This window comes from Lentibacillus daqui (genome assembly GCF_027186265.1).
Classification (GTDB): Bacteria; Bacillota; Bacilli; order Bacillales; family Amphibacillaceae; genus Lentibacillus_C; species Lentibacillus_C daqui.
This window is the reverse complement of sequence record NZ_CP114176.1, coordinates 3,367,705-3,379,943: the sequence shown is the minus strand read 5'-3', so window position 1 is coordinate 3,379,943 and position 12,239 is coordinate 3,367,705. Positions and strand designations below refer to the sequence as shown.

The 12,239-nt window shown below is 41.4% G+C and carries 10 protein-coding genes; 6 read left to right on the top strand and 4 right to left on the bottom strand.

Annotated elements, in window-relative coordinates; genetic code table 11:
• Window positions 1-52 precede the first annotated feature (52 nt).
• The 3 genes from O2S85_RS16850 to O2S85_RS16840 all read right to left on the bottom strand — a co-directional run bounded on the left by O2S85_RS16850 (window position 53) and on the right by O2S85_RS16840 (window position 2,587).
• Window positions 53-1,204, bottom strand: coding sequence for an acyl-CoA dehydrogenase family protein (locus tag O2S85_RS16850; RefSeq protein ID WP_269410448.1), 1,152 nt, complete (start codon window positions 1,202-1,204; stop codon window positions 53-55).
• 117 nt (window positions 1,205-1,321) lie between these two features.
• A complete protein-coding gene (locus O2S85_RS16845) occupies window positions 1,322-1,762 on the bottom strand; it encodes a threonine/serine exporter family protein (RefSeq protein ID WP_439649417.1) in 441 nt (146 codons plus the stop codon).
• 81 nt (window positions 1,763-1,843) lie between these two features.
• On the bottom strand, window positions 1,844-2,587 hold the full coding sequence (locus O2S85_RS16840; RefSeq protein ID WP_269410446.1) for a threonine/serine exporter family protein: 744 nt from the start codon (window positions 2,585-2,587) through the stop codon (window positions 1,844-1,846).
• 349 nt (window positions 2,588-2,936) lie between these two features.
• Here O2S85_RS16840 and O2S85_RS16835 point away from each other — a divergent pair, with 349 nt between their 5' ends.
• The 6 genes from O2S85_RS16835 to O2S85_RS16810 all read left to right on the top strand — a co-directional run bounded on the left by O2S85_RS16835 (window position 2,937) and on the right by O2S85_RS16810 (window position 10,143).
• Window positions 2,937-3,662 carry an ABC transporter ATP-binding protein gene (locus O2S85_RS16835; protein ID WP_269410445.1) on the top strand — a complete coding sequence of 242 codons (726 nt, stop codon included), beginning with the start codon at window positions 2,937-2,939 and terminating at the stop codon, window positions 3,660-3,662.
• A 4-nt stretch (window positions 3,663-3,666) separates the two neighbouring features.
• Window positions 3,667-4,683, top strand: coding sequence for an ABC transporter permease (locus O2S85_RS16830; protein WP_269410444.1), 1,017 nt, complete (start codon window positions 3,667-3,669; stop codon window positions 4,681-4,683).
• Between the two features lie 13 nt (window positions 4,684-4,696).
• Window positions 4,697-5,356, top strand: coding sequence for a TetR/AcrR family transcriptional regulator (locus O2S85_RS16825; RefSeq protein ID WP_269410443.1), 660 nt, complete (start codon window positions 4,697-4,699; stop codon window positions 5,354-5,356).
• 89 nt (window positions 5,357-5,445) lie between these two features.
• Complete coding sequence (locus tag O2S85_RS16820) at window positions 5,446-6,510, top strand: glycosyltransferase family 4 protein (protein ID WP_269410442.1); 1,065 nt, start codon at window positions 5,446-5,448, stop codon at window positions 6,508-6,510.
• A 490-nt stretch (window positions 6,511-7,000) separates the two neighbouring features.
• Window positions 7,001-8,155, top strand: a complete 1,155-nt coding sequence (locus tag O2S85_RS16815) for an acyltransferase (RefSeq protein WP_269410441.1) — start codon at window positions 7,001-7,003, stop codon at window positions 8,153-8,155.
• A gap of 530 nt (window positions 8,156-8,685) precedes the next feature.
• Entirely contained in the window at window positions 8,686-10,143 is a 1,458-nt protein-coding gene (locus tag O2S85_RS16810) for an APC family permease (RefSeq protein WP_269410440.1), read from the top strand.
• 236 nt (window positions 10,144-10,379) lie between these two features.
• On the opposite strand, the gene zwf is transcribed toward O2S85_RS16810, so the two are convergent.
• The gene (zwf, locus tag O2S85_RS16805; RefSeq protein ID WP_269410439.1) at window positions 10,380-11,864 is read right to left on the bottom strand and encodes a glucose-6-phosphate dehydrogenase; all 1,485 of its coding nucleotides are present in this window, start codon (window positions 11,862-11,864) and stop codon (window positions 10,380-10,382) included.
• Window positions 11,865-12,239 lie beyond the last annotated feature (375 nt).

Below are 12,239 nucleotides of genomic sequence, written 5' to 3'. Positions count from 1 at the left end.
ATCTTTTGTCCCGCTTGGTTTCAAGGTTCCCCCTTGCGCATCTCCTCTGTTCCTAATGTTCTGTAATTGATTTTTCAGCAAGCTGCATAATTGTCATGTCATCCATTGGTGGGTTATGAAGCCCTGCCCGGACATCGCGGTAATAGAGTTGCAAATTGTTTTTCTTGGATAGGCTGCGCGCGCCAACGATTCTCATTGCCAAATCAACTACTTGTACTGCTTTATTTACAACAGATAATTTAACTGCCCCAAGCTCAGGTCCCATTGTATCCCGTGTTGCTTCATCGCTTTCATCCCATTTCTTGGCAACGGAATAAAGAAAATGTTTAGCTTCCAGGATGCTGAGTTCCATTTCTCCGAGCTTTTGTTTGACATTTGGTAATTCAGAAATGGTTCCTTTAATACTATTAGGCGAATAATTAGTTGCAAATTCCAAGGCAGCTTGTTGTGCGGCTTGTGCGATTCCCAGGTAGCAAGCAGGAATGTGTAAAAGCCAGCCAGCTGGTTTCTTTTTACCAGATGATAGAATTTCCACAAGATCATCTTTTTCAACATGGACATTTTCCAGTACAAGATCATGACTTCCTGTACCACGCATAGCGATGGAATCCCATGTCTCCTCAACCCGTACGCCTTCTCTTTCGCGTTTTATTAGGAAATTTCCTACATCATCAGTGCCATCGATGGAAGCACTGACAACAAAATAACTAAGAATAGGGGCAAGTGTGGTGAATGTCTTTCTACCATTAATAACCCATCCTGTACCATCTTTTATTGCAAAGGTCTCCGGTTTACCGCCGCGGGTAGGGCTTCCTGTAGCTGGCTCCGATGCAGCGTTGTTAAGTAATGCACCAGTTTCTCTTACATCATGTGCAACGGCTGCAAATTTTTCTTTATCCCAAATTTCATTTTGAGAAAGGTGTTGCATAATCCCCATATGCCAGCCAATGCCGAGTGCGGTCGATCCATCTGCCTTTCCAATAACCTCTTGATGGCGTAGCATTTCATAAAGTGATATGCCTAATCCCCCGTATTCCTTTGATAAGGTTAATCCTGGATAACCAATTTCCTTTAAATCGTGAAAGTTTTCAAAAGGAAATGATACATTTTCATCATGCTTTGCTGCACGTTCTGTAAAAGGTTTTACTGTTTTAGATAATAGATTGATTCGTTCCTCCATTGAATCCAGTTCTAATAGATTCATTATTATCCCTCCATTGATGATTGTTATTTATTTTGATAAACATGGTTGGAATTGTGGGAAATATTATCCCATAGTTTAACGAAAATTTCAATAATATCATTGTGCCCCTCTGTCCCGCTATCTTCTAATTAGTTTGATAATAAGTTGGTTGACTACCTCGGAAAACATGAGGCCGATAGCAATGCCGCCTGATAGCAGCATAACTTTGGTGGATAATTGGACGGCTGTATAATAATCATTGACGACAAAGTGGCGCATAGCATCATATGCACTTCCGCCGGGTACAAGTGGGATAATTCCTGATACAATAAAAATGATAATAGGTGTTTTATAAAGTTTAGCGCAAATTTGGCTTAACGCACCAACTAACATTGCGGCTAATACAGTTGCAGGAACGACATTCATTCCTTGTTCAACTAGCCAGTAGTAAAGTATCCACCCTAACATGCCAATTAATCCACATTGGATAAGTGACTGCCTCGGGGCGTTGAATATGATGCCAAACCCAGCAGCGGCAATAAAGCTGGTGATAAGTTGTGTAACGATTATTATAATCATAGGCGTCATACTCCTTTTTGTTTAAAATTTCAACTGCACAGAAATGCAAACACAAGATTAAAGGAGGCTGTTTTTTAAAACTTATATTATTCCAATCACAACAGCTACACCTGCCCCAATCGCAAAGGCAGTTAAAAATGCTTCAACACCTTTGGAGAGACCGGCGATTAAATGACCTGCCATTAAATCGCGAACAGCATTGGTAATATGCAAACCAGGTACCAGGGGCATTACCGCACCGATGATGATTTTATTCAAATCGGACCCCCACCCACAATAAATAGAAATAAACGCCAACAGGCCAATCAGGATAGAAGCAAGAAATTCTGAAATGAAACGCGTGTTAATGAACCGGTCACAACCAATCAAGGCGGCAAATCCCAATCCACCAATAAAAAAAGCTGGCAGGTAGTTGAGCCATGTCCCGCCAAACATAAATGCAAAACTGCCACTGACAAATGCAGCAGAAATAATTTGCATCCAGCCCGGAAATGTTAATTTGGCTCGGTCTACTTCTTTTAATAGTTTTAAAGCGCCGGGCAGATCCACTTCACCAGCAGTAATTTTCCGTGAAATATCATTTACATTCGCGATTTTATGCAAATCCGTCGAGCGGTTGGAAATTCGGATAAAGTTGGTTGATTCGGCTGGACCCGATGAAAAATTGATGCCGGTTGGTGTAGCATAGCTTTGTGCATCTTCAAGCCCGAATGCAGAGGCAATACGATTCATGGTGTCTTCTACTCTGTGTGTTTCGGCACCGCTTTCCAGTGTAATTTTTCCCGCCAGCATACAGACCATGGAAACAGAAATAGGATCATTCATTCCAAAAACACCTCACATACGGAAATACATGCAAATACCTGTCAATAGTATAAGGGGAAGGGGTACAAATGGGAAGTAAAACAGATTGAGGCAAAGTTCCGGTTCCGTGGTGACCAACCCAAATACGTCCTGGGCAAAACTTTCATTGCCACGTATTTAGGTTATATCATGACGTATGGAGGTTTGATTCATTCATCGAGGAGGCGTTCGATGTCAACCTCCATTATGTGATGTCCAATAATATGTATGCATGAAAAAATGATTCATGTTTACAAATCGGTTCATTCCTCGTATAATGTGAGTAATCACTTACAACAGATAAACCATTAAAAATGGGAGGGGATAAAAGATGATCAAGTTGCATCAAATTGAGCATCGTTTTGAAAAGGAGATTGTTTTACGGAACATTGATTTTACGATACCTGAAGGACAATTATTCGGACTGCTTGGGCCTTCTGGGTCAGGAAAGACGACATTGGTGAAGATTATCATTGGACTTTTAGAGCCGACTAGTGGTGCGGTAACCATTGATCAAGAACGGATACCCTCGTTAAACGTCATGCAGGAGATTGGCTATATGGCGCAATCCGACGCATTATATGGGGAATTAACAGCAAGGCAAAATTTAGACTTTTTTGCGGGCATCTACCGGATTCCAAAACGTGAGCGGGAGGAACGGATTAAACAGGTTGCCAAGATGGTGAATTTAACCGACCATCTGGATAAAACACTGGAGTACTATTCGGGTGGGATGAAACGGAGAATGTCATTGGCGGCTGCCTTGTTACATCAGCCGAAGTTGCTTATTTTGGATGAACCAACTGTTGGTATTGACCCGGTTTTGCGGGCTTCTATTTGGGCGGATCTAAAGGAGCTGCAAAAACAGGGAACAACGATTATCGTAACGACCCATGTGATGGATGAAGCGGAAAAATGCGACAGTCTGGCATTGCTAAGGAATGGATACGTCATTGCCCATGGCAGTCCGAATGAATTAATGGAAAAAAGTGAAACTGAATCATTGGAAGCAGCATTTTTATACTATGGCGGCGAAACAACAGCTTCAAAGGGGTGAGAGAATGCGTATCGTGTCAATTATTAAACGGATTATTTTGCAGTTTAAAATGGATAAGCGGAGTCTGGCGTTATTATTTATCGCACCATTATTTGTCCTGACACTATTGTGGGTCGTATTGGATATGAAAGCATACGAACCTGTCATTGCGATTACTGATGCGCCGGATGCTGTCCAGAACATTTTGGAAGAAGAGGACGCCAACATCAAGGTTATGGGTGATCAAGAGGCAAGGGCGGCATTGCAGAATAATACGATCGATGCCCATTTGTCTTGGGGAAAGAAGCAGCCGGAACTAACGATGGAAGGCAGTGATCCGACTGCAAGCAAGGCCGTACAGCAATTATTCAGCCAAGTATCCAGACAGCTAAATCCGCGGGCATTGGATATGGACATCCATTTTTTACACGGATCAAGTGATTTACAACTGTTTGATAATATTGGGCCAGTCCTTATTGGGTTTTTCGTGTTCTTTTTTGTCTTTTTGTTAAGTGGAGTATCATTTTTACGAGAGCGGACACAAGGAACACTGGAACGACTGCTGGCAACCCCATTACGACGCTTTGAAATTGTTGTAGGTTACATGGGCGGATTTGGCGTGTTTATTATCATCCAGTCGATTATTATTGTTCTTTATTCGGTCTATGTACTGCGAATGTATATGGCAGGATCAATCATCTCTGTCTTATGCATTACATTTCTGCTGGCAATTGCAGCACAAAGCCTGGGTACACTATTATCGGCATACGCCAAAAATGAATTCCAGATGATTCAGTTTGTCCCTATTGTCATTGTCCCACAAGTATTTTTTTCCGGAATCTTTCACACTGAACAGGTTGGCTGGATTAACGCCATTGGTAAAATCATGCCGTTAACCTATGGCGGTGATGCATTGAAGGAAATCATGCTCCGGGGACAGGGGCTTCACTCGGTCCTAACAGATATTCTGGTTTTGCTTGGCTTTTCATTGGTATTCATTTTGCTTAATGTAGTAGCATTAAAGAAGCACCGTAAATTATAGGAGACGATATTTCATGGAAGATAACAACCATTCAGCATCCCATTCATTTACAAATATAATCAAGCAAACGGAAAACATGACACCGAAACAAATCAAGATTTTAGAAGCAGCGATTGAACTAATTGCTGAAAAAGGCTATGCTGCCACATCAACCAGCGAAATTGCCAAACGAGCAGGTGTAGCTGAAGGGACGATTTTTCGTCATTATCAGACGAAAAAGGATTTGTTGATGGCCATTGTTCATCCGGTGATCGCGCAATTTATGATCCCGACGTTTGCTGGTAAATTTGTCGATGAAGTATTCCATCATCACCACACGAGCTTGCAAAACTTTTTATATTTACTAATTAAAAACCGGTTTTCGTTTGTGAAAGACAATGTTCCATTAATCAAAATTCTGATACAGGAATTGGCCTTTCATCCGGAACTACAAGACGCACTGAAAAAAACGGCTTTGGAAAAAGTAATCCCGGCAATGCAGAAAACATTTGATTTTTATAAAGAAAAAGGTGAGTTGCGCGACATTCCAAACGACCAAATTATCCGGATGATTGGTCCGGCGATTATTGGCTTTTTGTTTACCAGATTTATTATTCAGCCGGATCGTGCATGGGATGATGAGACGGAGATCAAGCAAACCATTGACTACCTGATGCATGGAATTGGCAAATAGGAAAAACCTAAGCCAAGTTCTTTCTGTTATTCGTTAATATCTTGTATGTGCCGGTATAATCAAAAAAATTGATCTACTAGGAGTTCATTATGGTTTATTTTGGTGATCTGTCTATCGCATTTCTGATTGCACTTGTTAGTACATTACTCATTACATTTCCGGTCAAAAAGTTGGCTATCAAGCTTGGGATTATGGATGTGCCGAACAAACGGAAAATCCATCGACAAATCATGCCGAGGCTTGGCGGCTTGGCAATATTTATTGGTATGTTTCTTGGCATGGTTTATTTGCATCCATTTGGTACCTACTTCAAGGAAATATTATTTGGGGCGATCGTGATTATTATTACCGGTATGCTTGATGATAAATACCAGCTTCGTCCAACCTTTAAGTTGACAGGACAGGTGATTGCGGCATCGTTCCTGATTTCTGCAGGGCTGATTATTGACCAAATTACGATTCCCGTTTTCGGACTGGTTGACTTGGGTTTTCTTAGCGTCCTGGTAACACTGGTATGGATTGTTGGTATCACCAATGCAATTAATTTGATTGACGGACTTGATGGTCTGGCAGCAGGAGTCACTACAATCGCCTTTTTATCGATGTTTATCATGGCGATTATTGATGTGCGCTTGTTGGCAGCTTATTTTTGCATTACGCTGATTGGTGCCAATATTGGTTTTTTGTTCCACAATTTCTACCCGGCCAAAATTTACATGGGAGACACGGGATCCAATTTTCTTGGCTATATGATTGCGGTCGTCTCCATCCTTGGCTTATTTAAAAATATCACCTTGTTCGGTTTTATTATTCCGGTCATCCTGCTGGCGGTTCCTATTCTGGATACTGTGTTTGCGATCGTGCGCAGGTTCCGTAATGGGCAAAGCATCATGCTGCCGGATAACAAGCATATTCATTATCAATTGATTGAAAAAGGATTCAGTCACCGGCAAAGTGTCTGGATCATTTATGGATTCAGTGCGTTATTTGGAGCCATCGCCATATTGTTGTCAAACGCAACCATGACGACAGCAGTCATTATCATCCTTTTCGTACTCGTGCTTTTCCATTTCCTTGCTGAACTCGGTGGCTTGGTGATGAACGGAAAACGCCCTGTCATCGACTTGCTGCGGAAAATGTTTAAAAGAGCGTAAAAACAGGAGCCTCGTCATGAACGGAAAGTGCCCCAACAATACACACCCTAAAATATTCAATCAATAAAGATAAGCCGGATAAGTAACCTGCCCCACCACCTTTTGGAAACTGGGTAATTCCGGGGAAATTAGACCTTTAGATTTGGCAAAGGCAGGGACATCCCGCTTGGCTGTTAGAAGTACTGAGCCACCGATTACCCGGTTCCCACTTATAAACAATGCTCAATTCTCTCCAAAGGTTTTCATGACATTTATACTCAATTCCGCCGTTTTTATCGAAAATCCCCATTTTTTGGTTTGACAATCGCCAACGCGTGCAACCCCCCAGTTTATGAGTCTATCCATCGAATGTTTTAAAGTATAGAGAATATTAATTTGTACAACGGTATAATAAAATCCAGGTCTGTACTGATAAACGGGGTAAAGAATAGAACTTGGAATTGGATACACATCTATTTTATTAATGAGGGGTCAAGAAGGAAGAGGATGTGTGCAACAAGTGGAACGGAATTATATGATTGATTATGTGAAATGTTTTGCGATTTTTTTTGTTGTGACTATACATTCTAACACAGTGAAAGGTGTAGAGCTTGGCACCGTAAATGGTGATGAGGTTAATTTTATCATTAATACAATTGCGCGATTTGCGGTACCATTTTTCTTTGTGGTATCAGGTTATTTATTTGTGCAAAAGCTGAATAAGATTCAGTTGAGTCATCCGGAAGCAGTGTTCAAAAGGCAGACCCAATATGTAAGAAAGTACATTGTCAAATTGGTAAAGCTCTATGTGGCATGGTTCGCTTTTTATTTCTTATTCGAACTTGTCTTAAGGTTTATAGAAACAGAAAAAAATGGTACCGCCTTGAAAAATATGTTTACCGATTACATCGGCAACTTTGACTGGTGGAATGCGATTTATCTGGGATCTAGATGGCCGGAATATCATTTGTGGTTTTTGCCAGCATTAATCTGGGCGATTGTACTATTATATGTATTTATGCAAGTCAGACTCATGCGTGTAGTATTAGTCGTTAGCCTCGGATTTAATCTGTTTGGCCTGTTCGGTCAATCTTATTCTTTTATTTACGATGTATCACTGAATACAAGGGATACCCTCTTTTTTGCGCTATTTTATGTAATGCTCGGGGGAATTGCTGCAAAATATGAGCCGGCTGTTACTGCATTTGCCAAGAAAATCCCAACCAGAATTGCGATTATTTGTCTGGCATCGTTATTCATTATGCAGGTGTTGGAAGGTTTTATCACTCTACAAGTGTTCGATGGTAAAGCCGAAAATTATTTTCTGTCGACCATCCCATTGGTTTTATTTTTGTTCCTACTGGTGCTCCAGCATAGCCAGGTTGGCAAAGGTACGCTATTCGCTAAAATTGGGGCGAATGCAGTAGGAATCTATGTTTCGCACGTATTTATTATGGAATCCATCCGAATCATGATGCAGCGGTTGGATCTTGTGTCAGTTGAGCATACGGTACTATGGAAAATTGTGTTAACTCCCATGGTCTTTATCATTGCCTATCTGTTCTATAACCGGTTACAGTTTGGAAAAAAATTCATCCGGTCTGCGATTGTGGGGAAAAAGTCTTCCTGGATTAGAGTTAAAGGTGGAAAGCCGGAATATCAATAAAAGGTATTGCCTGTTAGGTAATGTGGCACATTAAGAAGGAATTGGTCCTAACGTTGGTTGAAGTGCATGGAAGGGACAAAGCGGTTGGGTTATTTTACCAGACAACGTTGCCCACTATGTAAAACATTTTAATAGGTGTCGTGTATAGTGCATAAAGTGCTTGCTATTAGATGCCACTCACATTTTCCGATATTGGTAGACCTGGTATTTCTTCTTATAAGGATGTTCGATAGGGGGGGCTTCTGCTAAAATTGCCTATCGACCTGTGGGCAACGCAGAAGTCACCACATCCTATGGAAGCCTGGTGTCCAAAGCCACGCGACTCGGGCTTCTCTGTCCTTTTTACCCTTTTTAAACACGTAACTTAAAAGAGATATCTTCACAAAAGGTCACTCCATTCATCTATAACCATCACCTGTCCATCTGCAACTTTATACAGCTGTCAGACATAAAAGATTGTGTGATTCACTCCATAATTTGGTGAACGGAACCGATAGAAAATATAACAAACATGAGGAGTCTTATTCAGCATGGAAGAACGACAGAAATTGAAGAAATCATTAAAACCACACTGGGTCTGGGCAATTGCTCTTGGTTCATCGATTGGCTGGGGGGCTTTTGTACAGCCGACTGTCTGGATGGAGGATGGCGGACCACTTGGTGTGATTATTGGCTTTTTAATTGGCGCCGCATTGATGATGCTCATTGCTGTCAGTTACGGATTTTTAATTAAAAGCTTCCCCGTTTCAGGCGGTGAATTTGCTTATGCTTTTGTAAGTTTGGGACGAACCCATGCGTTTATCTGTGGGTGGTTTCTAACCCTTGGATACATTTGTATTGTTGCCCTTAACGCGTCCGCATTTGCTTTAATGTTCAAATTTGTTTTCCCAAAGGTTATTGAGAATTTGCCGCTATATCAGATTGCTGGCTGGAAGGTATATGGCATGGAGATTATCATTGCCGTTCTGGTTCTGCTGGTTTTTGGCTATTTAAATATTCGTGGGACAGGCCTGACCGGACAAGTACAATTTATCTTTTGCTGTATTATGTTGGCAGGGGTGCTTGCGATTGTTATTTTAGTAGGGGGAAGCCCGAAAACCACTTTTGCCAATGTTGAACCACTGTTCCCGGCACATACCACATCATTTGCAGCTATTATTTCGATTGTTGCGATTGCACCATGGGCTTACATCGGATTTGATAATGTACCACAGGTCGCGGAGGAATTCAACTTTTCCTCTAAAAAAGCATTCGGATTGATTATCATGGCAATTCTGGTTTCCGGAATTTTATATAGTTTAATGGTACTTGCGACAGCGATGGCTGCACCATGGGAACAACTTGTAGCCGGAAATTATCTATGGGGAACCGCAGTCGCAGTTACCGATGTGATCGGGATACTGGGATTAGTTATTCTTGCAGTGGCATTGAGTATGGGTATTTTTACTGGATTAAATGGATTTATCATTTCGTCCAGCCGTCTGCTATTTGCTATGTCACGGGCAAAAATATTACCCGGCATATTCTCGAAAATGCACCCAAAATATAAGACGCCGTATGTAGGTATCATTTTTACTGTGATCATTGCTATGCTTGCACCGTGGTTTGGCCGGCAAGCTTTATTATGGGTCGTTGACATGTCATCGATTGGCGTGTCGATTGCGTATTTCTATACGTGCTATACCGCCAATATGATTTTTAAATGGTCAGCGGGTAGTCAACATAACCCGAAAAAAAATGTAGTTGCCCCGGGAAAGAAATTGATTGCGATTGTCGGAATGCTGGCAAGTTTGACGTTTATTGCGCTATTATTAGTACCCGGTTCACCAGCATTTCTTGGTATGGAATCACTTATTGCCTTAATTATCTGGATTGTCCTTGGCCTTGTATTTTACTTCATGAAACGGCGGGAATTCAATCAAATCCCTAAAGAGAAATTGAACTATTTGATCTTGGGAAGTAAAAAGATTGAGGTAGAAGATGAATGAAAATGATGGACCACCACCTTTTCATTTCTATCTACCCTCATTGAAATAATGCTGTTAACGTTAAAAGTTACCCGGCTATGGGAAGGTTATCCCAGATACATAGAAGCCCCAGTAATTATGCCAAATACTGGGGCTGCATAGATTAAAACTTCATTCAGTGATTTATTTTTTTACGGACTGCTTATCTCCAACTACCCATACCTTAAGGTCGTTACAGCACATTAATAGGTTTATGCTTATTCCCCGTTCAATGGCCACCAATGGAATCCATCCTTGGCAAGTAGTTCATTCGCCGCGTGAGGCCCCATGGAACCAGCTGGATAATTTGGAAAATCTGGTTTTGTTTCTGACCATGATTGCAGGATCGGATCGACAAATGTCCAGGATAAGGCTACTTCCTGCCAGTGAGTAAAGTTGGTCGTGTCCCCAATCATGCAATCATAAAGGAGTTTTTCATAGGCTTCAGGTGTATTGATTCCATTAATCTCATGATTGGTATAGGCAAGTTTAATTGGCTTGGTCTGGTTTCCGGATCCGGCCTTTTTAGCATTCAGATAAAGGGTGATTCCTTCATCCGGTTGAATGTTGATCACCAATAAATTCGGATGTTTTTCCTGTTTATTTTTATAATATAAATTCATTGGAATATCATTGAACTCGACAATAATCTTCGTGGACTTCTCGGTCATGCGTTTACCGGTACGGATATAAAAGGGAACGCCTGCCCACCGGTAATTATCGATCATGATTTTGCCCGCGACAAATGTTTCTGTGTTCGAATCGGAAAGCTCCGGTGCCTCCTCGCGATAACCACTGCTATGTTCATTGTCCTCGCCATTATTACCATATTGCCCGCGGACAAAATAGTTATTTACCTCGCTTATATGCATTTGTCGGATTGCGCGCAATACCTTCACCTTTTCTGAGCGGATTTCCTCAGTGGTTAATTTAATCGGTGGCTCCATTGCCAGCAGGGAGACCATTTGTAACATATGGTTTTGCAGCATATCACGAACAGCGCCTGAGCGGTCGTAATAGTTGGCTCGTTCCTCTACTCCAAGTGATTCACTTGAAGTGATTTGTATGTTGGAAATAAATCGATTGTTCCACAGATGCTCGAAAATACCATTGGCAAAGCGGATCACTTCAATATTTTGCACCATTTCTTTTCCTAAATAGTGGTCGATCCGATAAATTTGTTCCTCGTCAAATGCCGCACGAATTTCATTGTTTAACTTCTTGGCGGATGTCAGGTCATGCCCAAATGGTTTTTCAATAACGAGCCGGGTCCATCCGGTACTCTCGGTTAAATGGTTTGTTTTTAAATGATTGGCGATAACCCCGAAAAACTCCGGCGCCATGGCCAGATAAAAAATGCGGTTCCCCGCTGTTTGATAGGTACCCTCCAGGGTCTGCAACAGTGCCTCCAGTTCCACATAAGAAGATGGCTCCGTCACGTCAAATGGATGGTAATAGAAATGGGATGTAAATGTATCTAAATCCTTATTGGTTGACAAGGTATTCTCAATTGATTTTTTCACGTTTTCACGGAAAATATCATTGGTCCATGGCCGGCGGGCAGTCCCAATAACGGCAAAGTCACCGCTGATTTTGCCATGTTGAACGAGGCGATAGATCGATGGAAACAATTTTCGTTTGGCCAAATCACCTGTTGCCCCGAAAATGACAATGATTGCCTTTGGTTTTTCTTGTATATTCACGCTAACGCCTCACTTTGTTTAGAATTCTGCTTTAACGTTATTCAAAAGGGGGAACTTCTGTTAAAAATCTGTTTTTTTCTCCTTTTGAATTCAATCTTTTGTTGAAGCAAACATATTTTAATAGTACTGGTATTGAAAGGGTAAATCAACTATGGCGGGTTGGGCCTGCATAGGTCAGTTTGGAGGAAACACAAAAACGGGATCTTTGCCGAACATCAAATTGTTATCAATACGAAAAGCTAACGAAAAGAAAACGGCCTTCCGTTAGTTTAATCCTGTTTGTTTAGAATTCGGAACAACGATTTGGATATATTCATGGTCCCATCCCCCCGAACGCTTACTATGCTGCTTTTAAAGTTATCATAACCAAGTAAA